18 protein-coding genes and 1 tRNA gene are annotated in these 22,638 nt (G+C 63.8%); 8 read left to right on the plus strand and 11 right to left on the minus strand.

All coding sequences use genetic code 11. From position 1 onward, the window contains the following. Positions 1-171: 171 nt before the first annotated feature. The 3 genes from ACG2LG_RS02915 to ACG2LG_RS02925 form a co-directional block, all read right to left on the minus strand. On the minus strand, positions 172-1,569 hold the full coding sequence (locus ACG2LG_RS02915) for a tyrosine-type recombinase/integrase (RefSeq protein WP_396256151.1): 1,398 nt from the start codon (positions 1,567-1,569) through the stop codon (positions 172-174). A 377-nt stretch (positions 1,570-1,946) separates the two neighbouring features. Continuing rightward, complete coding sequence (locus ACG2LG_RS02920) at positions 1,947-2,801, minus strand: hypothetical protein (RefSeq protein WP_396256152.1); 855 nt, start codon at positions 2,799-2,801, stop codon at positions 1,947-1,949. Between the two features lie 3 nt (positions 2,802-2,804). Next, complete coding sequence (locus ACG2LG_RS02925) at positions 2,805-3,884, minus strand: hypothetical protein (RefSeq protein ID WP_396256154.1); 1,080 nt, start codon at positions 3,882-3,884, stop codon at positions 2,805-2,807. A gap of 180 nt (positions 3,885-4,064) precedes the next feature. On the opposite strand from ACG2LG_RS02925, the gene ACG2LG_RS02930 reads away from it, so the two are divergent. After that, positions 4,065-4,141: transfer RNA gene (locus tag ACG2LG_RS02930), tRNA-Pro, on the plus strand. Positions 4,142-4,308: 167 nt separating this feature from the next. On the opposite strand, the gene ACG2LG_RS02935 is transcribed toward ACG2LG_RS02930, so the two are convergent. Together ACG2LG_RS02935 and ACG2LG_RS02940 are read right to left on the minus strand one after the other, a co-directional pair. After that, positions 4,309-5,037: a hypothetical protein gene (locus ACG2LG_RS02935; RefSeq protein ID WP_396256156.1), complete on the minus strand. Its 729-nt coding sequence runs from the start codon at positions 5,035-5,037 to the stop codon at positions 4,309-4,311. A 29-nt stretch (positions 5,038-5,066) separates the two neighbouring features. Continuing rightward, positions 5,067-8,789 (minus strand): hypothetical protein, encoded by a 3,723-nt coding sequence (locus ACG2LG_RS02940; RefSeq protein WP_396256157.1) that lies wholly within the window; start codon positions 8,787-8,789, stop codon positions 5,067-5,069. A gap of 359 nt (positions 8,790-9,148) precedes the next feature. On the opposite strand from ACG2LG_RS02940, the gene ACG2LG_RS02945 reads away from it, so the two are divergent. Next, positions 9,149-10,405, plus strand: a complete 1,257-nt coding sequence (locus ACG2LG_RS02945) for a DEAD/DEAH box helicase (protein WP_396256158.1) — start codon at positions 9,149-9,151, stop codon at positions 10,403-10,405. A gap of 423 nt (positions 10,406-10,828) precedes the next feature. Here the strand turns inward: ACG2LG_RS02945 and ACG2LG_RS02950 are convergent, their stop codons facing one another. Beyond that, positions 10,829-11,560, minus strand: a complete 732-nt coding sequence (locus tag ACG2LG_RS02950) for a hypothetical protein (RefSeq protein WP_396256160.1) — start codon at positions 11,558-11,560, stop codon at positions 10,829-10,831. A gap of 94 nt (positions 11,561-11,654) precedes the next feature. Here ACG2LG_RS02950 and ACG2LG_RS02955 point away from each other — a divergent pair, with 94 nt between their 5' ends. From ACG2LG_RS02955 to ACG2LG_RS02965, 3 genes are read left to right on the plus strand one after another with little or no spacing between them, the layout of a single operon-like run. Continuing rightward, positions 11,655-12,314, plus strand: coding sequence for a hypothetical protein (locus tag ACG2LG_RS02955; protein WP_396256161.1), 660 nt, complete (start codon positions 11,655-11,657; stop codon positions 12,312-12,314). Between the two features lie 9 nt (positions 12,315-12,323). Beyond that, entirely contained in the window at positions 12,324-13,340 is a 1,017-nt protein-coding gene (locus ACG2LG_RS02960) for an NAD(P)/FAD-dependent oxidoreductase (protein ID WP_396256162.1), read from the plus strand. A gap of 3 nt (positions 13,341-13,343) precedes the next feature. Next, positions 13,344-14,360: a type III polyketide synthase gene (locus ACG2LG_RS02965; protein WP_396256163.1), complete on the plus strand. Its 1,017-nt coding sequence runs from the start codon at positions 13,344-13,346 to the stop codon at positions 14,358-14,360. Positions 14,361-14,510: 150 nt separating this feature from the next. Here the strand turns inward: ACG2LG_RS02965 and ACG2LG_RS02970 are convergent, their stop codons facing one another. Both ACG2LG_RS02970 and eboE read right to left on the minus strand, forming a co-directional pair. Then, positions 14,511-15,473 carry a UbiA family prenyltransferase gene (locus ACG2LG_RS02970; RefSeq protein WP_396256164.1) on the minus strand — a complete coding sequence of 321 codons (963 nt, stop codon included), beginning with the start codon at positions 15,471-15,473 and terminating at the stop codon, positions 14,511-14,513. Beyond that, entirely contained in the window at positions 15,473-16,615 is a 1,143-nt protein-coding gene (gene eboE, locus ACG2LG_RS02975) for a metabolite traffic protein EboE (protein WP_396256166.1), read from the minus strand. Before eboE ends, ACG2LG_RS02970 begins: the two co-directional genes overlap by 1 nt. Before the next feature lie 275 nt (positions 16,616-16,890). Between eboE and ACG2LG_RS02980 the strand changes: the two genes are divergently transcribed. The 3 genes from ACG2LG_RS02980 (at position 16,891) to htpG (ending at position 20,501) form a co-directional block, all read left to right on the plus strand. Next, complete coding sequence (locus tag ACG2LG_RS02980; protein WP_396256168.1) at positions 16,891-17,748, plus strand: rhomboid family intramembrane serine protease; 858 nt, start codon at positions 16,891-16,893, stop codon at positions 17,746-17,748. Beyond that, positions 17,745-18,494 carry an SGNH/GDSL hydrolase family protein gene (locus tag ACG2LG_RS02985; protein ID WP_396256169.1) on the plus strand — a complete coding sequence of 250 codons (750 nt, stop codon included), beginning with the start codon at positions 17,745-17,747 and terminating at the stop codon, positions 18,492-18,494. Before ACG2LG_RS02980 ends, ACG2LG_RS02985 begins: the two co-directional genes overlap by 4 nt. A gap of 162 nt (positions 18,495-18,656) precedes the next feature. Then, on the plus strand, positions 18,657-20,501 hold the full coding sequence (htpG, locus tag ACG2LG_RS02990; RefSeq protein ID WP_396256171.1) for a molecular chaperone HtpG: 1,845 nt from the start codon (positions 18,657-18,659) through the stop codon (positions 20,499-20,501). Positions 20,502-20,664: 163 nt separating this feature from the next. Here htpG and ACG2LG_RS02995 read toward each other — a convergent pair whose 3' ends face one another. The 3 genes from ACG2LG_RS02995 to ACG2LG_RS03005 are packed head-to-tail and all read right to left on the minus strand — an operon-like array spanning position 20,665 to position 22,546. After that, the gene (locus ACG2LG_RS02995; RefSeq protein ID WP_396256173.1) at positions 20,665-21,021 is read right to left on the minus strand and encodes a hypothetical protein; all 357 of its coding nucleotides are present in this window, start codon (positions 21,019-21,021) and stop codon (positions 20,665-20,667) included. Then, entirely contained in the window at positions 21,018-21,623 is a 606-nt protein-coding gene (locus ACG2LG_RS03000; protein WP_396256175.1) for an RNA polymerase sigma factor, read from the minus strand. Before ACG2LG_RS03000 ends, ACG2LG_RS02995 begins: the two co-directional genes overlap by 4 nt. Before the next feature lie 41 nt (positions 21,624-21,664). Next, positions 21,665-22,546 carry a hypothetical protein gene (locus ACG2LG_RS03005; protein WP_396256177.1) on the minus strand — a complete coding sequence of 294 codons (882 nt, stop codon included), beginning with the start codon at positions 22,544-22,546 and terminating at the stop codon, positions 21,665-21,667. Between the last annotated feature and the right edge of the window lie 92 nt (positions 22,547-22,638).

The raw sequence follows: 22,638 nt of genomic DNA on the forward strand, positions 1-22,638 counted from the left end.
TGAAATAGGCGTGCCACGGCATTTGTCCGTGGCACGCCAGATTTCAGCCAGTGGTGCCCGAGGATTACCGGATGCTGACAGACCCGCGAGCAGGGTGGTGATCGCCCGGCTCGGCAGGAGTTCGAGGCAGTCCGCGGGATTACCCGGTGGATCTTGAACGGGTTTGGCGGGCTACTTCTTCTTGGCCGCAGCCTTCTGCCAGAAGCCGCGCCCCGGCAGCTCGATGCCGAGTTTCGTGCAGTGCTTTTTGAGAGCCACGTCGCTGACGCCGAGATCGGCGGCGATGTGGGTGAGGGGCTTCTTCCAGACTAGGTGCTTGAGTTTGGCCTTGGAGGGATAGTCGAACCGTTGCGGGGTCGGCAGAGCCGACTTCAACTCCGTGCCTTCGACTCGATCTGGGAGCAGATCCCAGAACGCGCTGACGACATCCTCGTCGTCAACCACCTGCCGATAGTGGGCGTCCATCATCTCCTTCGATGTGCCGTTCTTGAGGGCTGTAAACGCCTCGTCTTGGTCTCGTTCCGCTTGGAAGCTGATCGAGGTGTGGCGGATCACATCCTGCGTCCAATTCTGTGCGCCGGTGGCCTTCTTTAGGATCTTGAGCTTGCCGTCCCAGCCGGGAGGCAGGCCCTTGAACGGGAATTTCTCCAGCCAGACCTTCAGCACCGGCGGGATCGGCACTGAGCGCTTGAGCGCGCGGCGCAGCTTTCCGCCCGACACCCGAATCTTGCCCTTGCCGATGTCGCACGGTTTCAGATCCCGGATTTCACTGGGGCGGAGTCCAGCGAACAACCCGAGCGCTACGGTTGCCGCAGCAGCCCCTTCGTGGAGATGCATGGCAGCGCAGAGCAATCGTTTGCATTCTTCGAGCGTGAGCACCCCAATCTCGCTCATGTCACGAGGGATCTTGTCGAGTCGTTCGCAGGGATTCTCTAGGGTGTAGTGATGTCGCACTGCCCAGTTGAAGAAGGCAGACAGTGAACGTCGCATGGTGCGTTTTGAGTTGAGGCTTTTGTACGTCTCAAGGATGTCCTCCATGTCGGTCACTGTGAAGCTGTGCAGTAGGCGGTTGGGTTCCGGCTTCAGGAGCTTCTTGAGGCTGGACTTGTAGTGTTCTTGGGTCTTCGGAGAGGTGACCTCCTTAGCCTTCAAAAACTTGCGGTAGGCGTTGAAAACTGTGATCTCACGGATTTCTTCGCGGTAGTGCGACTCGAAGAAGCGGATGACGGTGTCTAGGTCTACGCTATGCTTGTTCGCTCGTGCCTGCAGAGCGTCGTGGCGCGAGACAATTCGGGATAGATTCCTGCCGTTGGCCGCGGTGATGGCGGCCTCAGCATCGGCTAGTTGAGCTTCCGAAAGGCGAGTGCGCCGGGGCACCAGTTTGCCGTCCGCGTCCTCATAGCCGGCCTCGTAGTCGGCCATCGCCTGCAAGGCTTCGGCGTAGTTCGCGAAATTCCTCCGGACGCGTTCACCGCTGGCCTTCCGCCCGCTCACTCGGTGTGAGATCGTACCAGAAGGATTCTTGTAATCCTCGATCTTGAAGTGCTTGGTCTTATCGTGCGTTGCCACTGCATATTGGGCTTGGCAACTGGCTTGGCAACTGGCAAGGAAATCCTTAGTGGGAGGTCCATAAATATCTGATAACCAGCGATTCTGCTCCAAATATTGTCTTTCTACGGATCAGGAGGTTTGGGGTTCGACTCCCTACGGGTGCGCCACTTTTCGAAAAGCCCCGTGACTCATCGAGTCACGGGGCTTTTCCATCCGTGTCCCAAAAAATGGCGACATGACGAACTCGACGAATCGGGTATTCTCGACGCCGTCAGCCGGGGTCGACTCCCGCGACACAGATTTCATGACAACATCGGGGGCCGCGTGAGTGCGCGGCCCCCACTTTTTTTGGCTCTCGGCCAGTTTTGCAACCTGTTGGCCATCCCGGCTTCGCTTCAGGAAGCAGGGGTCGTCTCGGATCGTGCCGCCGTGATGTAGGCGGCGATGATGTCCTTCTTCGAGAGGCTCATGAAGGTGGTGTTCAGGCCGTCAAGAAACGAAAAGTCGAGCACCTCGAACCGCTCCCGGACGCCGGAGACCTTGGCCTTGATGAACCAGTAGCTGCCGGCGTTGATGTCTCCGACGTCGCGAGGCACGAACTTGGCACCCACCTGGGGCAGTGCGAAGTCGTACTCGGCCCGTGCCCGGGCGAGCGCTTCAGGCGACGTCCGGGAGAGGTGGAAGTGCTTCATCTCGAAGTCCTCATGGCTCGTGGCGAGGACGATCTTGGATCGCGGATGGGCTTCCCGCTTCCAGATCTGGAAGACGGTCTTGACGGTCCTCTGCTCGCCGGAATCCCGCTCGAAGGTGTCGCAGTCGAACTGCTCCTGGAGATGAAAGTGCCCGGGTACCCGGTTCAGGAAGGTGTGCTTGCGGAACGAGCGGGGCAGGATGAAGGCGACGCAGTCGCTGAACGAGCAGGCGCGCTCGACGAAGCGGACCGCAAGGCCGGCCCGCGCTCCGAAAGGCGGGTTGCCCACGGTGAGGATGGGACCGTGCAGCAGGGGGGGATTCCAGTCGAAGAAGTCCGCCCTGCCGATGCGCGGGTCCTTGGGGTCCAGGTCGATCGCCAGGGTCTTGTCGGGCGGCAGGTGATCGAGGAACGAACCCTTCCCGGCACTCGGCTCGAGGATGTAGTCGAACTCGTCGAAGGAGCAGTGCCGCAGAAGTGCATCGACACATTTTCCCGCGAGGGCCGCAGGCGTGTAGAACTGCTCTTCGGCGACGACTCTCTTCCTTCTCCTGGTCACGGGTCAGCTGGTGAGTTTGAACTGAATGGTGGCGTCCTTCCAGACGGCCAGCGTCAGGCCATCAAAGCCCAGCTTCCCGTTGGTCAGGAGAACCTTGATGATGGAAGACTGCTCTTTCGGCGTCAGCCGGAACTGGCAGCCTTCGACCAGCGTGGCCCGCAGCTTGCCATAAGCATCCGAGGTGAAGCTGTTGACGATCCGGGTGACCTCGCCGTCGTCGCCGGCGATGGCATTCAGGGTGAGGATGCTGTCATCCACTCCGAGCACGAACTCCGCCCCCTGCAGAAAGGTGTCCCACTCGATGAATCGCCCCACCCGGGAAAATCCGGTGTTGAACATGTTTGCATAGAGCCGGGCAAACTCGTGTTCGGGCGTGAAGCCGTGCTGCTTCTCGAAGTAGTCCCCCACCTGGGCCCGCCGCAAGGGGTTGTTCACCTTGCGGGTTCCGCGCTCCTTCTCGAAGGCGTCCAGGAAGGCCTTTCCTTCCGCCGAGTGATCGTAGAATTCCTCCGCCGTCGATTTGAACTGCTCCAGCAACTCGATGAAATCGCGAGCATCCGGGCCGAACATGCGCAGGAAGTCCTCATCGGAGACCTCCGGGGCACCGAAGAACATCCGGGCGAGGCTCGCCCGCGCGCTCTTGCTGCCGAGGCTCGAGGTGGACGATCGATAGGCCTTGAGGCTGACGGGTAGCTTCAGCGTTCCCCGGTCTCCGTAGTCCAACCTGAGATCGATGTCCGAACTGCCGTTCTTGTTCGTGAGGTGGCCCGTCGGCGTGATGGTTGCGGAGGCGAGTCGGTGACCGGAGAGATCGGCCGGCAATCCGAGAAGCTCGGGCTCTTTCAGCAGTTTGCCGGCGAGGTATTCGCCGAGGGCGTTGCCCTGGTTGAGCGCCCGTTCGCGCTGGGTCTTCGAGAGGTCGCCGGCGACCCGGTCGATGGCTTCCCGCACCTGCCGGGAAAGCGTTGCCCGCGAGGGCGCGCAGGCGACGCCCTGGTCCGACAGTTCGCGGTGCAGTGTTTCCGCACACTGGTACTCGGCCACCAGTCCGTTGCCCCCTTTCTGGAATAGCTTCTCCGCCATGAATGCCTGCCGCTGCAGCCTAGGAAACCCGGGGTGGATCCGTGAAGCGGGATCTGGAGTGGAGTCGAAGGACGGTCCGGGGTGGGCGAAATCCGGGGTGGACGGACGATTTCGTCTTGCAGCCTGGGAGCAAATCGGAGAAAGAAGCCGCCCGCCCGGGCGCTGGGCGGTTTCAGATATCGGGGTGTGGCGCAGCCTGGTAGCGCGCTTCGTTCGGGACGAAGAGGCCGTGGGTTCGAATCCCGCCACCCCGACCATTCTTCGCTTTCGCGTTCGCGAAAGCTACGAATGGCAGGCCAGGCTTGGCGGCTGTCGCCGCAGGTTGGGGATGGTTGTGTCCTTGGCTCCTCCAGCGGCGTATCGGTCTGACCTGCGGCCAGATGCATTTCTCACCCGTGAGAAATGCAGGCTCGCCGTCCTCCGGTCACTCCGGCGTCTCGATGGGCAGCGGGAACAGGATCTTGTGCTTCTTGATCTGCCCGGGACGGGAACCTCCGTTGAAGACGAAGATGTTCCGGCGGGTGGGCCGCAGCACCACGGTCGAGCCGCTGATTATTTTCCACTCTTTCCTGGCCGCGTGATAGAACTCGTAGAGCACGGCAATGTTGGTCGGCTTGGTGAGGGCGGGCGCCTTATAGATGTCGGCGTGTTTTGGAGGAAGGTTCACAGTATCCTTGCCCAGTCTCACACGGACGTGTTCGCGGCTTAGGTTAATGTAGAGCCGGTCTCCGCCCTTGAATTTTGCCAGATTCTGGACCTTGGCGGTGAAGATGAGGTCGTCCTTAGGCTCCGGGAGGGGCACCAGAATGATCAGGGCTTCACGCACACCTTCGGGAACCTGTGCCTCGGCAAGGATGCGGAACTGAGCTTTCTCAGGATCACTCGGATCCGGGTCCTCGGCGACGAGGCGGAGCATGCCGTCTTTGGGGATCTTCACCGGGTCGCTCGCCATGTAGCGGGGGATCTCGAGTTCGGTGATGGTCTCGCCGGCGAGGATCTTGGTGGGGTTTTCGAAATCCTTTGGCAGGGAGGTGCAGGCAAACCACGCGGACCGGCCGGGCTTGCGTCGACCCTCACCGCCCCGGTCGTCCTGGGCGGCCAGCGGCAGGATCGCCGTGGACAGGAGGCAAAGGCAGGCGAAGACTCGTCTCATGCTGATGGCGGCGAACACGTGGCGGGAGTCTAGACCTCAGAGGCGTTCAGCCAACGAAAACCCTCGATTTCGAACCTCCGTCCGAAGCGGCGGTTCACCGGGGTCAGGTCGCTGTCGTCGAGGTCCGAGAAATTGCCGTCGGCGTCGATCCGGCGGGCGGGGACTTCGGGGCCGTTGGCGGGGTCGCTGTATTCCGGAATGCGCTGGACGATCGCCTCGCACCACGCGCGGGCAATCACCTCGCCATTCTCGTCGACCGATTCTCCGTAGGCCCGGATGCGGAAGGTGTCGTCGCGCACCGAGAGGGTGTTGGCGATCGGCTTGAGCAGGTCGGACTGGATGACGTATCCCGGAATGCCGGCGAAGCGGGAGCCCACGGCGGCCTCGGGCGTCTGGAACTCGTGATTTCCAAGATCAGCATCATCGAGCATGTAATCGGAGCTGCTCTTGAAGTCATAGTTGATGGATCCGGATTCGGGGTTGTCGTCGTCGTAGTCGATGGCCGCCTGCAGGGCTCCCATGATGCCCAGATCGTCGTTGGAAAGCCGGCGGTTGATGAACTCGGAAAAGTTCAGGAAGGGCCCGCGTCGCTTGACCTGCTTGACGCATTCCTCGGCGAGCTTGCGCAACTGGTCGTCGTCGAGGAACCGCACGCCGGACCAAGCCTTCATGCCGTCGTCCCGGTCGATTCCGGATGTGGGGTCGATCCCTTCCTGGTCGGTGGTGGCGGTGTTGAAGCGCGAGAGGGCGATGCGCTTGCCGGACGGAACCTCGACCGTCTTCAGATTGCCGTTCTGATCGCGATAGACGACCTGGCGCTCCCGGATGCCGGCGAAGAGGGCGTGCCAGGCGTCCACCGAGGTGCTGTTGACGTTGAATATGCCGTCGACCATCAGGTGGGCGGCTGCCTTCAGGTAGCCATCCTCGGCTTCCAGGTCGGCCTTCACATCACTGACCGGTCGCCCGCCGAGATGGGGGAGGTAGCGCGAGTTCGCCAAGGGTTCACCGTTGACGAGTTTCTCCAGATTGGCATCGAGGCTGGCCCCGGCGGATGCCCCGGGGCGGGTCTGATCCGCCAGCGACGAGACGAAGTAGTCGTCCCAAAGGGCGTCGTTGAGCAGCAGGACATGATCCCAGTAATCGCAGTAGGCCTGGGTGTCGGTTGCCGCATGGCCCGCGGCAACATCCTCCTCGTTCAACATCTCCATGCTGATGGAGTTGTTGAAAAATCGGTAGACTTCAGTCCTGCCGATCATGGGATGGAGAAATGAATTGCCAATCCCCGGGCCTGTAATGCCACTTTGGTATGCGTTAGCCTTCGATTCGGCACCGTACAGTGAGTTGCCGGTCGTATTCGAGCCGGCGGGTGACCAACTTCTGCCCCACCTCGAGTTTAGGACATCAGGGTTGGTCCACCCCGGGTTCACCCGCATGCCCGAAAAGCCGGCCAGATTGCCGATGGGGGCGGTGGGGAGTTCCAATGCAGGAGCGGCCGTAATAGGTAGCTCAGGTCCCATTAACGCACTCTCTCCGACATTGGGAACAATGTCATCAAAGTCCAAACCCGCTCCCGCTATTGGTCCAAACCTGAACTCGTAGGGGCAATCGATTCTCTGGGTATGGGCAATCTTTGGATCTTCCGACATGTAGAGCCCTTTCACGAAGTAATACGGGGGCGCCTGTATCCAGTTTCGGCAACGCCAGTCCTGTTCCCAGCTGATTGTCGGATAAGAATGGTCGCGGAGTCCCTTGAGTACCAACTGGAAGTAACCAACCTCAAGTGGTTCACTATCACTCAAGAGAAAGCGGTCTCCTCCCTGCGGCGAGATGAGTGTCCCGTACTGTTGTGTGTTGAACCAGTCGACGTGTTGATTCAACGGCAAGTTAGACCGACTACTACTATCGTTAGGATTGCGAGCTGGAAGCCACCGGAATTCAGCGACAAACGATGCCGGAGTATTCCCCTTTCTCGTATTCCATCGATAGTAAGTGCCCCATCCTATGTGGAATTCACACCTCGGCGGCTCTTGGTTAATTCTGGCTGTTGCATCAAGGCCCCGATCAGCGCCACCGAGTAATGAAGGATCAAAGCCGGGATGATAGATTATGGAATCTTGTAGCTCGCCGATCCGGAGCGGTGAAAAAATCCTGAACTGACCCGGTTTGAAGACGATGTCATCGCGCACGTCTGACATTTCGGGCCCGTGGTGTGAACTGAATGGGCCTTTATACTGACTCCAATTGATTTGGGTCTTGGGGTCCTGCGTTCCATCCGGTCGGTAGATCATCGCCTCCAGAGGCTGAACTTCCGACAGCCCATCCCTCGTCATAAACGCCTTATCCGGGACCCTTAACTCCACATTGTATGGGTTCCATAGCACATAAACAGGCGCGGCAAGCGACTCCAGATTGCGTTCGGTTGCATTACGCGAGTTAGGAGTAGTTCTAAGTTTGAGGATGTAGGTAATATGAGTGACAATAGGGAACCGGGGGTAGGAGTCCTGACCGTCCCAATCCGAGGCCCTGGTGCTGAAGTTGCAGTCCGCCCATGGTAAGGCACCGCTCCACCTCAGTGCCGGGGCACCGTCTGTATTTGGACTGCTTGGCGTTCCGTAGGGATATCCTGGAGCCAGCGCATCGCTGTCCTGCCGGTACATCCGGTAGAAATGCCGCATCCTCGGCCACGGGGCGAAGTGTCTCGCGGGAAGCACCGCCTTGCCGGCGATCTCGGGGCTCATCGGGCGGATCGATGGCTCGCGGATGTCGCCCGGATCGAATCGGTAGGGCTCGGGCAGCTCGGACTTGTCCTTCTCGAAGAGCAGGCTCAGATCCTTCTTCAGGTGGCCGGTGCGAACGCTGGCCAACACGCCACGGCTTGCCGGGGTGAGGTCGAAGAAGTGCCGGTCCACCGAGTCGGCATCGATTCCGGCCGGGCGGAGCGTCTGGCGCGTGGCGAGCTTTTCGCTGAGGCTGCCGTCGGCATCGAGGCCGCCGAAGCCGGGCAGGACGCCGATGCCGACTTCGGCCGTGTCGCCCTGGGAAACCTCCCAGTCGGTGGCCGCGAGGTTACGCGGTTGCTTGGCCTTGTCGATGCGCGCCTTGTGGTTTTCCGGGCCGATCCACCACGCCTGGCGCCCGGTGTCTCCGATGCGCGTCAGGTAGGCACGCGTGACCCGGTCCGGATGGCTTTGGGCGGAGTCGCCCAGTGAGCCGGCGCCGACCAGAATCACGGAATTCGATTCGTCCAAGGTACCCGAGCGGAGGGGTGCGCTGACGTCATTCCGGGCAGCCTCCGGAAGCGAGACCAGCCAGCGGCGGAACATGGCCTCCCGGCGGGGCGTGTAGGTGTCCTGGATCTGCAGCGTGCTGCGTCCGGGTGGTGTGTAGTCGGCATTCAGCCAGCCGCCCCACGAATCGTAGCTTGCCAGCCATCGGGACTGGTTCACGCCATCGATCTTCTCGCTGGCTTCGGTTTGATCGAAAATCGCCGCTTCGGCGCTGACCCGCATGTCCGGCCCCATCTCCTTCTGCAGCTCGCCGACGGCAATGATCAGTGCCAGCCGCGCGTTGGCGCGGGCTTCCGCCATCGCGCCGCCGGTATCGGTCGAGCGCAGGGCGATGGTGCTCAGACTCAACAGTCCCACGGCAAGCAGGGCGAGAAGGACCATCATCGAAAGGGTCACCACCAGAGCGAAGCCCCGCTTCCGGAGAAGGGAGGGCGGCCGCCTTCCATGGATTTCGCGAGTATTCATGTTGTAATTACTTGGAAACCTTCGTGAAACACCGACCAAATGTCCATCGAAACCTTTCTGGCACGAGAAAATTCCCTCCACCGAACCGTACCGTTTTTCATGAAGTTTGTGCCACAAGAGGGTCTCGGACCGAGCGATATCAAGGTTTTGGCTCGTTTTGATCCTCCGGTTCGGCCTTGCCAGTGCCGGTTTTCCCGCGTAATGGCTCCGCCGCCCGGAGAGTTTCCGGGGCAAGCGGGTTTGTTCAAACCCATCCGTGTCCGGCCTTCATCGATGAGAGGAAAGGGTAGCGGTTCATCCAACCACCCTTCATCGATTCCGCCCGAGCCATCTTTCGGCAGACGGGCAAGACTGACCACATGACTCCGAATACCTTCGAGGCGCTGCCGTTGGCGGCGCCCCTCCAACGCGCGCTCACCGAGCGCAACTACACGACGCCCTCGCCGATCCAGGCGCAGGCGATTCCGCATCTACTGAATGGCCGCGACCTGCTGGGTTGCGCCCAGACCGGCACCGGCAAGACGGCGGCCTTTTCGCTGCCGATCCTCGATGCGCTCCACCGCGACCCGCGCCGGGTGCAGCGGAAGACCGCCCGGGTGCTGGTGCTCACGCCCACGCGCGAGCTCGCCAGCCAGGTGGGCAAGAGCCTCGAAACCTACGGCGCCCACCTGAAGATCCGCCATGCGCTGGTCTATGGCGGCGTCGGTCAGCGTCCGCAGGAGAATGCAATGCGCAACGGTGTCGAGGTGCTGGTGGCCTGTCCGGGCCGCCTGCTGGACCTCGTGAACCAGGGCTTCATCGATCTCGGCTCGGTCGAGTTCTTCGTCCTCGATGAAGTCGACCGGATGCTCGACATGGGCTTCCAGCGGGACGTCCAGAAGATCGTCTCCATGCTGCCGAGGAAGCGTCAGTCGCTGTTCTTTTCCGCCACGCTCGCCGACCCGATCGTCAAGCTGGCCCACGAGATCCTGAGGGATCCGGTGACGGTGAGCATCGAGCCCGAAGTGACCACCGCCGAGAAGGTCGAGCAGCGCGTCTGCATGATCGAAAAGGAGAACAAGCGGGCACTGCTGCTTGAGCGTCTGAAGGCCCAGGGCGACGGTGAGCTGGCGATCGTCTTTTCCCGCACCAAGCACGGCGCCAACAAGCTGGCGAAGCAACTTTCCAAGGAGGGGGTTTGCGCCGAGGCGATCCATGGCAACCGCTCGCAGGCGCAGCGTGACCGCACGCTCGACAAGTTCCGGGCAGGCCGTCTGCCGGTGCTGGTGGCGACCGACGTCGCGGCGCGCGGGGTCGATGTGAAGGCGGTGACCCTGGTGGTGAATTTCGATCTTCCCAACGAGCCCGAGGCTTATGTCCACCGGATCGGACGCACCGGGCGGGCCGGCGCCACCGGCCATGCGGTGTCTTTCTGTTCGCCGGACGAGCGCGAGTATCTTCGCGACATCGAGAAGCTCATCCGCAATGAAATTGCCGTGGATGCGGATCACGACTGGCATCTCGAAGGCCTGGAGAAGCTCCAGGTGCGCCCGCAGGGAAGGAACGGGGTGCGCAAGGATGGCCCGAAGCCGAATGGCGCGCGTCGTCGCCGTCGTCGGCGTCCGGCAAGGGTCTGATGGCACCGCTTGGAGAGGCGGCAAGGCAGAGCGGTTGGGGTGACCGCGATGCGGTGGTCTGCGGCCGGACGTGTCGGTCCCGATGTCCCTCCCGTATTTCCGGCTTCAGGTCTTCGGTAAGTAGGGCGGTCGGAAAATCTAGACTGCGGCGATTCATCGCCGCTTTGGCGAAGCATTTCAATGCGAGCCGGGCCATCGGCGATGAATCGCCTCCATCAAAGCGGCGATGAATCGCCGCAGTCTACATGGGGGATGCCTGCCTGCCGGCGTCGGCCCGGGAGAAGGCCCCGCCGCAAGGGCGGACTGAGGTTCTCGTACGGCTTCGCTGGCCAATCCGAAATCGTGACGCCGGGAAGGGTTTCTGGCCGGCAAGTCCCGGCCATGCCCACCACTTTCAGTCTCGCGGGGCCCTTTCACTGTGTTTCAGGAGCTGGCCTCCATCTGGGCCGACATCTTCCTGCGGATCGACCGGACCAGCGAGACGATGCCGAGAACGATCAGCATCGCCACGATGACAACTGCCGGGATGACCCACGCGGGCAACGGGATCGGCGCGGTGTAGCGCTGGTGGATCGGCTCATCGAGGGCCTGACCGAGCGTCCGCTTCCAGATCAGCGTGCGACCGTTGTCTTCGACAAGGTCGGCGTTGTGGTTCTCGGCGGCCTTGGGGAGGTGGATGATGTACTCGAACTGACGTTGCTCTCGTTCCTCCCGTCCGATGGCGAGGGTGGCCAGTCCGAGGGCGTTGGCGACGTTGATCTCCCGATGGGTCTGAACCTTCAGGCCGTCGAGGCGGACATCAATCGTTCCAGCGAGGTTGCGGCTGCTGGCCGGGAGATCCTGGAACGCCTCGGTCTGCTTGAGATCCATGAGCGCCAGCATCGTGTCGGCGACGATCTCGATGTGAATGCGGGCATCGGTTCCATCGTCGATGATTTCCAGCGTCTCAAGGCGGACCCTGGGTTCGGAGGCGATCAATTTGTCGATCTCCTCGCGGATGCCTTCCTTTCCCCTGACGGCTCGCAGCGCCGTTGGTGGGACCGAGTAGTCGAAGACGAGTCGGCCGGAACCGTCGGCGGCGACGGTGACCTCTTCCCGGACGTCGAAGCAGGACGACAGGAGGAGCGTCAGGGTGAGCAGCAGCAGGCGCTTCATGCGCGGGAAGATGGGGGAGGAAAGATGGGGGAGGAAAGGTGGAAGATGGGAGGGTGAGGCTTGCGTGGTTGGAGATGGGCGCGATGCTGGCGGCGTGCGTCGGGTGGTTGAGCCGGAAATTCTTGATGACTTGCCGACGGATGATCCCGAGGCCCAGTCCGCCCGTGCCGATCTGCGGCTGCTCAACTTCCTGATGGGGAATGACCGCTGGATCCTACGGCGGGTGGCGGAAATGCCGGATCGGGCGCGAAGCGGCATCGTCGAGTGGGGGGCGGGCTCGGGAGACCTGCTGCGGAGGTTGGCGGGTTTCGGGCCGGCGATCGGCGTGGACCGGGCGACGAGGCCGGACGGGCTGCCTGCGGAGATCGGTTGGAGGCGGGAGGATGTTTTCCACGACCAGACTTCGGGAGGGGTGCTGGTGACGAACTTGTTCCTGCATCACTTCGAGGCCGATGCGCTCCGGTCTCTGGGTGAACGGATGAGCGGATTTGATGCGGTGGTGGCGGTGGAGCCGTGGCGTTCCCGCCTCGCCCTCGGACTGGGCGGGCTGATGGCTCCCTTCGTCGGCCGGGTGACCCGTCATGACATGCCGGTGAGCATCCGGGCGGGGTTCCGACGGGGAGAGCTGGCCGGGTTGCTGGGCCTGGATGCGGACGACTGGGAGATTTCGGAGCAGTTGGACGGGCGCGGCGGGCTGCGATGGCTGGCCCGGCGGCGCGACGTTCCAGGTGGCATGGTGGAGGGGAGGTGCTAGCCTGCGGCGTTGAAGCAGGGAGTCATCATCGCGGGGGGCGGTCTGGCCGGGCTGGCGCTCGGGCTGGGTTTGCGGCGTCGAGGGGTCCCGGTGACCCTGCACGAGGCGGCGAGCTATCCCCGCCACCGGGTGTGCGGTGAGTTCATTTCCGGCGTCGGGGAGGCCACGCTGGAGGCCTTGGATTTGACCGATGACCTGGCGGATGCCGCGCGGCATCGCTCGGTCGTGTGGTACCGCAAGGGTCGGAAAATCCTTGAGGATGAACTGCCGGTGCCTGCCCTCGGGATTTCGCGTCACCGGCTGGACCAGCGTCTGGCGGCGAGGTTGCGTGAGCGAGGCGGCGAGGTGGTCGAGGACTCGCGTTTTCCGCGCGAGCCGAAGCCCGGGGTGGTGTGGGCAGCGGGCCGCATCCCGGCGAAGGGCGGGTGGGTCGGACTCAAGTGCCACCTGCAGGATTTCCCGATGAGCCGGGGGCTGGAGATGCACCTCGGGTCGAACGGCTATCTCGGACTGTCACCGGTGGAGGACGGACGGGTGAATGCCTGTGGCCTGTTCAGGGTCGACCGGTCGCTGCGGGCGAAGGGAAGTGACTTGCTGCTCGAGTATCTGCGACGCGGCGGTCATGAGGCGCTGGCAGGCCGGATGCAGTCGGCCCGGCGGGATGAGGATTCGTTTCTGGGCGTGGCCGGGTTCCGGCTTGGCTGGCAGACCGAGGAGCCCGGGGTGTGTGCGATTGGTGATGCGGCGGGGATGATCCCTCCCTTCACCGGCAACGGCATGAGCATGGCGCTGGAGTCTTCCGAGCTGGCGCTGGAACCGATCGCGGCCTGGAGCGGCGGATCCTGCGAGTGGAGCGAAGTCATCGAGGTCGTGCGACGCGATGCACGGCGGAGATTCCGGCGGCGGCTGACAAATGCGATGGCGATCCACCGGGTGCTGCTCCATGGTGTCGGCCAGCAGGTGCTGGAGTGGACCGCCCGGAGCGGGTTGCTGCCGTTCCGTCCCCTTCTTTCCCTCGTCCGTTAGATCATGTATCTGGAATCCATCGCCACGGCGCTGCCGCCTTACCGCTACACCCAACCGCAATGTCTCGACGCCCTGCGCGAGGCCGGCCTGCTCGAAAATCTGCGGCCAGGGTCCGGGGTCCTGCTGCAGAAGGTTCTGGCGAATGGCGGGTCGGGCATCGACTCGCGCTACTTCTGCCTGCCGGACATCGCGCCGGTGATCGGGCGGGGGGCGCAGGAGTTGAACGAGTTTTTCGAGCGCGAGGCACCGCGACTGGCGGCCGCCGCGCTGGTGCCGGCCTTGGAAAAGGCGGGCCTGCGGGCGACCGATCTGGATGCGCTGCTGGTGTGCACCTGCACCGGTTATCTGTGCCCGGGAGTGACCAGCCACGTCGCGGAAATGCTCGGGCTGAGGTCGGACGCCTACCTGCAGGATCTGGTCGGTCTCGGATGCGGTGCGGCAGTGCCGATGCTGCGCGGGGCTGAAGGCCTGGTGGCGTCGGGCATGCGGGTGGCCACGGTGGCGGTCGAGGTGTGCTCGGCGGCGTTTTTCGCGGATGACGATCCCGGGGTGCTCATTTCCTTGTGCCTTTTTGGGGATGGAGCAGCGGCGGCGGTCTGGTCGGGTGATGCCGGCGATGGCAGGTGGCAGGCGCGGAATTTCTCCACGGTCCACCGTCCGGAGGAGCGCGAGAAGATCCGCTTCGTCAATGCCGGCGGAAAGCTGCGCAACAAGCTCGACCGGGCGGTGCCGGGGCTGGCGGCCGAGGCGGTGAAGGAGCTCTACGACCAGCTTGATGAGAAGCCGGACCGGGTGCTGGCGCACTCCGGCGGGCGGGATGTGATCGAGGCGCTCGAAGGGGTGCTGCCGCATCGCTTGAACGAGACGCGCGAGGTACTCGCCGAGTGCGGCAACATGAGCAGTCCCTCGGTGTTGTTCGCGCTGGAGAAGGCTCTGGCATCGGCGGGCGACGACTCGCGCTGGTGGTTGACGGCCTTCGGGGCGGGTTTCGCCGCGCATGGATGCGAGATGAGCCGTTAGGCAGGACCGCGCGACGCTGTCGCGCATTGATGGGCCTGGGCGGATTGGATTGGCTGGCGGCCATGCCGCGGTGTTGGTGATGCATCCCGGCTCCTCGAATTGGAGAGCGTCGTCGGTGGCTCAGGGCGCGACAGCGTCGCGCGGTCCTCCTCACGTCGCCGGCGTGAACTTCTGCAGCAACAATGCGGCCCCGAATGCCAGCGGCGGCAGCAGAAAGCCGATCCAGGTGGCGTAGGGCAGGGGGGTCTCGGGAAGCATGAAGGTGGTGGCCAGCGGAATGGCGGCGATCCAGTCGATCAGCGGGATGCCGGCCAGCAGCTTGGAGACGAAGCGCGGGACCGGCTTGCGGAAGACCGTGAGGCAGAGCGCCATCCAGATCGCGAAGGGAATGAGGGCGAGCGCCCCGTAAAGCGGATACCACGGAATCCACCACGCTGACATCGCAGCAAGGGGAAGCAGCAGCATCGCCCGGGAGAGGATCAGGGTGCTGCGGGGGGGGTGGGGCAGGCTCTCGCATCGAGCGGCCAGCGAGAGTCCGGCGATGTAGGCGAGCAGTCCCAGGGCGTGGGTGGCGATCACGAGGGCGCTTTGCAAGGCGCTGGCGAAGTCGATCCTCATGGTCGAGTCGGGCATGATCATCAGGAGGTTCGTTGGCCACGCCGCAAGGAACCCCATCACGTAGAGTCCGGCCCGGCACAGGCCCATCGGCACCACCCCCCAGGCGGTCTTCTTGTGGATCGCCGTGTAGATCGCGATCAGGACCACGATGATCAGAGCCGTGATGCCCGAGCGCGCCGCAACGACAAAGGCAAAGGCGACGCCGAGCACGGCGGCGATGATGGCGAACTCAAGATAGGTCGAGCTGCGGAAAGTTCCCTGCGGCAGCGCGCGCTCGGGGCGGTGCTTCTTGTCCCAGTCGCGGTCGAACCAGTCGTTGGCAAGGTTGCCCGCGAAGTAGAGCAGGAGGGCGGACAGGCTGAGCCACAGCAGCACGGGGCCGATCGCCTCGGCGCCGCCCCAGTAGAAGCGCCCCAGCAGGCAACCGAGCACGACGTTGCTCACCACGCTGGGAGCGTTGGCGGTGCGCAGGCTGGCGAGGAGCGATCGCATCATCAGGCGTCGGTCTGTTCCAGGACCCAGCGGTATTCCCCGGCAATCTGGTCTTCGACGGGGCGCTTCATTTCCTCGGGCAGCACGCCCCAGGTGTAGGTCTCGATCTCGAAGTGCGAGCAGATGCCGGGATCCTCGTCGCACAGGCGCAGCACCTGCTCGGCCTGGATGCGGGTCGACTTGAGCGGCGGCGCGGGCTCGTGGTCGAGCGGGATGTGGAAGTGGATGCGCCATTGCTCGGCGGAATCGCCGGGGTCGTGCGCGGCGACGGCATCGGGCAGGTCGGTGTGGCGGACGATGCGCCCGTCGGGCCGGCGCTCGATGACCTGGTGGAGGTAGGTCGGCTCGTCGAAGCGCTGGGCGGTTTCGACGGCGTCGAAGTCGCGGGGGTCGAGCGCGAGCGCGGCCGAGAGGTGGATCTTGGAAATCCGCAGGCCCTCGCGGCGGAGGACCTCGAGCGAACTACGGCAGTCCTCGTACTCCAGCGCGAAGTGGCAGCAGTCGTAGTTGATGCCGATCCGCTGCTTGACCCGTTCGTGGTCGTCCGCCTCGTCGAGCAACCGGTCGAAGAAGCGCAGAGTTTCCTCGGTGTTCTCGAAATGGCCGAGCGGCTCGGGTTCGAGTCCGAGGTGAAGGTCGGTGCCGGAGACCTCGGCGAGGGCGTCGATGTAGTCGGCCAGCTCGATCAGGTTCTCGCGGATCAGGCTTTCGTCGGCGCCGAAGGCCTTGAACGAGCCGGGCAGGGTGGAAACCGAGCCCCCGACCTTTTCCGGGGTCAGCTCGGAGACGATGGTGAAGAGGTTCTTGGTGTAGTTGACCCGGTCCGGCGAGGTCCAGTCGGGCAGGTAGACCTTTTCCTTCACCCGCGTGCCGTGGAAGTCGCCGTAGGGGAATCCGTTGATGGTGAAGACGTAGGTGTTGGTCTCGCCGAGCCAGTCCTTGAAGCGGGCGAGCTGGTCGCCCTTGAGCAATTCCCGGGCCGCGTTGGCGGAGAGCCGCAATCCGATCGCGAACGGGGCGGAGGCCCCTCCGACGAGGTCGCGGACGCGCAGCGTGTGCTTTTCCAGCACGGCGAGGGTTTCCGCCCAGGACTCGGCCGGGTGGATGTTGGTGCAGTAGGCGAGGTGGCCGTGGGGAAAACGCATGGGGGATTGAAAGCCGCGACGCGCGTCGGGGCAAGGGCGGGGGGGTGTGAAGGAGCGCCGATGATGAGATCGGCATGCGCAGGTGGGGGCCGGAGACGGGGGGGTGGCGCTTTCCAAGCGCCATGACGGGGCGCGGCGGCCTCCGGCCGCAGGGAGCGGGTTGCCTCATGGTGGCGGATCGCCAGCCGCGACCCGGAGGTCGCCTCGCCCGGGTATGGCCCCTGCAAGGAGCCACTCCTTTGCATCCCGGCGGTTCTTCGGTAGGCTTCCCGCGAATGGAGGAGTTGCTCGATGCTTTGCGCCCGGTGGGCCGGTGGCCTTCGTTGGCGGAGGCCGACGAGCGCGCGTTGGTGGTGCTGGCGATGAATCGTGACTGCCGCGTGCGGGCCGAGCCGGAAGGCTTCGTGCTCGAGGTGGATGAGGAGGACGCGGAGCCGATCGAACAGGAACTCGCGCTCTACGAAGAGGAATGCCGGGAGGTTCCTGCGGCGATGCCGGAGGCGGTCGGCCACTCGCCTGGTCTGGGCGTTGCGCTGTTGTGGGTGCTGGCGCTGGGCTTCGTGTTCCTGCGTCAGATGACCGACCCGGCGATCACCGATCGTTTCATGAACTCGTCGATCGACGTCATCAAGGGCGGGGAATGGTGGCGGCCGCTGACGGCGCTGTTTCTTCATGCCGACTTAGAGCACCTCATGGGCAACATCGCGATCGGCGGATTCTTTTGCCTCATGGTCGCGACGGCCTTCGGTCCGTGGCGCGGGTGGGTTCTTGTTTTCCTGTGTGGCTACGTCGGGAATCTTCTGAATGCCTGGCTCCACATGCCGGGGCCATTTCATTCCCTCGGCGCCTCCACCGCGACCTTCGGCGCGCTCGGCCTGGTCGTGGGTCACGGCTCGGTGGCCGTCTTGCGCTCCCACCACCTGCGCGAGATGAAGCGCCTGCTGGTGCCACTCGGCGTCGGCCTCGGCCTCTTCGGCTGGTTCGGGATCGGCGGGGCGGACACGGACGTGAGCGCCCACCTGCTGGGTGCGGGTTGCGGGGTGGTGCTGGGAGTGTTTGTTTCGCTCCTCAGACGCGACGCAGCATACCTCCGGTCGCCTGGAACACCTGCATCCACACGCCATTCTTCATGAACCGCCGCAGCTTACTGATCACCGGAGCCAGCCTGCTGGGAGGCGCACCGACGGCGATGGCCGCCGTGTCGGCAACCGCCGCCGAGGGGCCGTCACTTCCTGCATTCACGCCCGGCACCCGTCTGCTCTTCCAGGGTGACTCGATCACCGACATGAAGTGGGGGCGCAACCAGAAGGACCGCAATCATTACCTGGGCCACAGCTACGTGTTTCTGCTGGCGGCCCGTCTGGGCGTCGACATGGCGTCGATACCGCTCGATTTCCTGAACCGTGGCCACAGCGGGAACACGGTCGCAGATCTGCGCAAGCGGTGGCGGCAGGATGCCGTCGATCTCAATCCGGACGTGTTGAGCGTTCTCATCGGCACCAACGATGTCGCCTCCGGAGTTCAGGCTGACGCCTATGAAGCCGACTACCGTCATCTTCTCGAGACCAGTCGCGAGGCCAATCCGGACCTCAAACTGGTGCTGCTCGATCCCTTCGTCCTGCAGTCGGGCCCGCTGAGCGAGGAGGGCGTGTGGAAAACCCGGCGCGAGGCGACCGACGCGCTGCGCAAGGTCGTCGCCAGGCTGGCCCGCGATTTCAATGCCGTGCATGTGAAAACACAGCAGGTGTTCGATGCTGCGGCGAAGGAGGTTCCACCCGATCACTGGATCTGGGATGGCATTCATCCGCTGCCGCAGGGCCACGAACTCATCGCCCGACAGTGGTTGCATGAGGTCAGCCGACGCTGGCCAAAGGAATGATCAGGCTTGCTCCGGCCATCGTGGCCATGGGGGACCCTCAAGGTGTTTCTTCGCAGATCCCCAGCACTGGCCACGCCCGGATATTGCGGATTTGTCGACTTGCGGGATCGATGTGGCCGGCCGGTTGACAGCCCGGGCGGGATGCGTATTTTTCGCGCCGCCATGAGCGACGCGACTGCCGAAAAACACGTCTTCCAGGCCGAGATCCAGCAACTGCTCGATCTGGTCGTCCACTCCCTCTACACCGACCGCGAGATCTTCCTGCGCGAGCTGATCTCCAATGCCAGCGACGCGATGGAGAAGCTGCGCCACGTCGAGGCGACCGAGAAGGACGTCCACGACGCCGGGCTGCCGTTGCAGGTCGAGATCATCGCCGACAAGGAGGCCGGGACGCTGACGATCCAAGACCACGGGATCGGGATGACCCATGACGAGCTGGTGGAGAACCTCGGCACCATCGCGCATTCCGGCACCAAGGCTTTCCTGCAGGCGATGAAGGACAGTGGCAAGTCGCCGGAGACCATGATCGGCCAGTTCGGGGTCGGCTTCTACTCGGCCTTCATGGTGGCCGACGAGGTGAAGGTCTTCACCCGCAGCTGGCGCAAGGACGGCGAGGGGCTGGTGTGGACCAGCGACGGCACCAGCGGCTACGAGATCGAGCCCGCCGAGGGTGTGGCGCGTGGCACCAAGATCGTGCTCAAGCTCAAGGAGGACCAGAAGGAGTATGCCGAGGAATACCGGGTGAAGCACCTGGTCGAGACCTACAGCAACTTCGTCGGCTTCCCGGTGATGATCGATGGCAAGCGCGTCAACGAGGTCGAGGCGCTGTGGCTGAAGAACAAGAGCGAGATCAGCGACGACGAATACAAGGAGTTCTACAAGTTCCAGGCGAAGGCTTTCGACGAGCCGCAGTACCGGCTGCATTTCTCGGCCGACGCGCCGCTGGAGATCAACGCGCTGGTCTTCGTGCCCTCGGAAAATCCGGAGAACATGGGATTCGGCAAGGTGGATCCGGGCGTTGCGCTCTACTGCAAGAAGGTCCTCATCGATCCCGAGCCGAAGGGTCTGCTGCCCGACTGGATGCGCTTCCTCAAGGGGGTGATCGACAGCGCCGACCTGCCGCTGAACATCTCGCGGGAGACCATGCAGGACAGCGCACTGGTGCGGAAGATCGGCACGGTGATCAGCAAGCGGGTGCTCAAGATGTTCGACAAGGAGGCCGACGCCGATCCGGAGAAATGGCGCGCGTTCTACAAGAAGTTCGACCGCTTCTTCAAGGAGGGCGTGGCGACCGACTTCGCCAACAAGGAGGCGCTGGCGAAGCTGTTGCGTTTCGAAACCTCGATGACCGAGGCCGGCGAAGTGGCGGGCCTCAAGGACTATCTTTCACGGGCGAAGGACGGCCAGGAGGAGATCTATTACATTGTCGGTAATTCGCGCGACCAGATCGAGGCGAGTCCCTACCTCGAAGCCTTCAAGACCCGCGGGCTGGAGGTGATCTACTTCACCGATGCGGTGGACGAATACGTGGCCGACTCGCTGGCGGAGTTCGACGGCAAGAAGCTGCGCTCGATCACCAAGGGCGGCGTGGATCTCGACGATGCCGAGGTCGAGGGTGAGGCGCTCTCCGAGGAGGAGACGACCGCCCTGTGCGAGTTCCTGAAGACCGAGTTCGGCGACAAGGTGACCAAGGTCGGGGCCGGCAAGCGGCTGGTCGACAGTCCGGTGGTCGCGCTGGTGCCGGAGGATGCCATGACGCCGCAGATGCGGCAGATGATGAAGGCGATGGACGAGAACTTCTCCGACGAGGTGAAGGTCGAGCTCGAGATCAACCCGCGTCACGAGCTGATCAAGCGTCTGGCTTCGGCCAAGGACGACAATGCGGACCTCGCCAAGATGGTGGCGGGTCAGCTTCTCGACAACGCGCTGATGGCCGCCGGTCTGCTCGAGGATGCCCGCGACACCGTGCGACGGATGAACGAGCTGATGGCCAAGGCGCTGGGGTAGGAGTGGCGCTCTGCGAGCGCCATGCCGGGGCGGGTCGGCTTGCAGCCGACTCGGTGTGGCGGAGTCGCCCATCTCGGTCGGGAGGTCACACTCGCGGCCTGCCTCTTTCCGCGACGTGGACGTCGCCCGGCCCCGTCATGGCTCTTGGAAAGAGCCACTCCCTTCAACGCTCGGCGACCGACAGGCTCGGCAGGCAGTTGATCAGGAAACGCCCGGTGCGTTCGGCGTCGTTGCGGATGGCTTCGGCCTCGCTGCCCAAAGGATTGAGTTCGAGGTCCAACGCACCCTCATCCGCGGGCGCGGGCACGGACACGAAGACTTCTTTCGGAACCGGCTTTTCCTGTGGCGACAGCACGACGACGAGCGCGACGACGGCAGTGGCGGGGAGTGCTAGCCATGCGGGTGAGAGATGCCGGTGGCGCTGACGGAGCGCCGCGTGGATGCGGGCCTCGAGACCGGGGCGGACCGGGATTTCGGGAGCCTGCAGGCGAAGCAGGCGGTCGATGTCGGACTCGTTCATGACGGGACGTGGGCGTTGTTCCAGATGGAGGGAAGCGGTGGCGGGGTGTTGGGCAGCGGCGGCGGACCGGACGAATCCTTGCGAATTGCCTCGGCCAGGGTTTTGCGGGCGCGATGGACGAGCACCTTCACCGCGCCCTCGCGCTTGCCGAGAATCCGGCTGACTTCGGCGAGCGGCAGATCCTCGCGGTAGTGCAGCCAGAGGGCGCTGAAGGCATCCCGGGTGAGATGCTTCTCGGCGGTCCGCCACAGGTCGGGGGCAATCGAAGGTTCGGGAGCGGGAATGACCGTGTCGATCTCAAGCGCAGGCAGAGGGCGCTTCTTGCGCAGCATCGAAATCGACTGCCGACGGGCGATGGTCAGCAGCCACGGAAGCAGTGGGCGTGAGGGATCGAAGTGATTCAGTTTTCGCCAGGCCCGCACGAAGGTGTCCTGGGTCAGGTCCTCGGCGTCCTGACGGTTGCGGGTGAGGGTGAGGAGAAACCCGAAGACCCGCGGATGCAGTTCGTGGACGAGGCGGTCGAAGGAGGCCGCCGAGCCGGCACGACTTTCCCGGACGAGCGCGGCCTCGTCCGGGGTCGGGTGCTCCTGGTTTTCGGGCATGCGTCCGGCAGTCTAGACGATGAATGCCGATGGGGACAGGATCATTCGCCAATGCGATCGAAGGCGCCGTCTTTCTCCATCATCTCCATCATGGTGGTGCTGGGCAGGCTGAGGGTGCAGTTCACCCGCCGTCCACCGTCCTCGGCGCGGGCCTCGAACCGCATGTCGGCGTCGCGAAGGATGGCGTTGCCGAGTTGACCGAGGGCAATCATGCCGTCCATCACCTTGCGGAAGCGTTCGCCATCGGCGGGGTCGGCGGTCTCGATGAGCATCCGGCCTTCCATGCGGTCACCGGCTTCCGCCACCGCAATCTTGAGGGTCTCGGCATGGCCGAGCAGTTTGGAACCATCGTCATCCATCTCGACTTCGGACAGGTTCGCGGATCCGACCAGGAAGGGAGCCGTGGAGCCGGCGGCGACGAAGGGGTCGGGGTCCATGCCAGTGCCTCCCAGCGTGTCCATCGCGGTTTTGAGCAGGGATTCAAAATGGCTGAACACCAGGGTGTCGTCGGCGGCGAAGAAGGCGTGCTGGCGCTTCTCCTTGTCGGTCCAGGAGTGGATGGTGAACTGGCCCTTCTTCTCCGAGCTGTAGTCATCGGCCGCGGCCACGAGATCCTCGAGATGGGCGCGGTCGAAGCTGCCCTGGATGATGGCGACCGCCCGGTCCTTGCCGCCGTCGCCGTAGAGGGTGATGCCCGCGAGATCGGTCACGGGGTTGATCGAGAACATCCGCTTCACGGCGCGGAGCTGGGCGCCCTGCTTGTCTTCGATGGTCTCGACGACGCGTTTTCCGATTTCGGTGTCGCGCACCGCTTCGAGATCGGCATGCAGCCACCAGTTGGCGTCGGGGGAAATGTGGGAGGGGTTGAGCTCGGCGGCGTGGACCGAGGCGCTGAGGATGAGTGGAAGGATGAGAGGTTTCATGTTGAGCGCGGATTCGTCCGGGGGTACGCGGTGGGGTGGGGGGATGGTTACATGGAGTGGCATGGAGTGGCGCTCTGCGAGCGCCATGCCGG

This window comes from Haloferula sp. A504, from assembly GCF_044385805.1.
Classification (GTDB): domain Bacteria; phylum Verrucomicrobiota; class Verrucomicrobiia; order Verrucomicrobiales; family Akkermansiaceae; genus Haloferula.

Bases quoted from the DNA above. Each gene is read 5' to 3' on its own strand.
- ACG2LG_RS02925 (WP_396256154.1), bottom strand. From the start codon at position 3,884: ATGGCGGAGAAGCTATTCCAGAAAGGGGGCAACGGACTGGTGGCCGAG.
- ACG2LG_RS02935 (WP_396256156.1), bottom strand. From the start codon at position 5,037: ATGAGACGAGTCTTCGCCTGCCTTTGCCTCCTGTCCACGGCGATCCTG.
- ACG2LG_RS02940 (WP_396256157.1), bottom strand. From the start codon at position 8,789: ATGAATACTCGCGAAATCCATGGAAGGCGGCCGCCCTCCCTTCTCCGG.
- ACG2LG_RS02945 (WP_396256158.1), top strand. From the start codon at position 9,149: ATGACTCCGAATACCTTCGAGGCGCTGCCGTTGGCGGCGCCCCTCCAA.
- ACG2LG_RS02950 (WP_396256160.1), bottom strand. From the start codon at position 11,560: ATGAAGCGCCTGCTGCTGCTCACCCTGACGCTCCTCCTGTCGTCCTGC.
- ACG2LG_RS02965 (WP_396256163.1), top strand. From the start codon at position 13,344: ATGTATCTGGAATCCATCGCCACGGCGCTGCCGCCTTACCGCTACACC.
- ACG2LG_RS02970 (WP_396256164.1), bottom strand. From the start codon at position 15,473: ATGATGCGATCGCTCCTCGCCAGCCTGCGCACCGCCAACGCTCCCAGC.
- eboE (WP_396256166.1), bottom strand. From the start codon at position 16,615: ATGCGTTTTCCCCACGGCCACCTCGCCTACTGCACCAACATCCACCCG.
- ACG2LG_RS02980 (WP_396256168.1), top strand. From the start codon at position 16,891: ATGGAGGAGTTGCTCGATGCTTTGCGCCCGGTGGGCCGGTGGCCTTCG.
- ACG2LG_RS02985 (WP_396256169.1), top strand. From the start codon at position 17,745: ATGAACCGCCGCAGCTTACTGATCACCGGAGCCAGCCTGCTGGGAGGC.
- htpG (WP_396256171.1), top strand. From the start codon at position 18,657: ATGAGCGACGCGACTGCCGAAAAACACGTCTTCCAGGCCGAGATCCAG.
- ACG2LG_RS02995 (WP_396256173.1), bottom strand. From the start codon at position 21,021: ATGAACGAGTCCGACATCGACCGCCTGCTTCGCCTGCAGGCTCCCGAA.
- ACG2LG_RS03000 (WP_396256175.1), bottom strand. From the start codon at position 21,623: ATGCCCGAAAACCAGGAGCACCCGACCCCGGACGAGGCCGCGCTCGTC.
- ACG2LG_RS03005 (WP_396256177.1), bottom strand. From the start codon at position 22,546: ATGAAACCTCTCATCCTTCCACTCATCCTCAGCGCCTCGGTCCACGCC.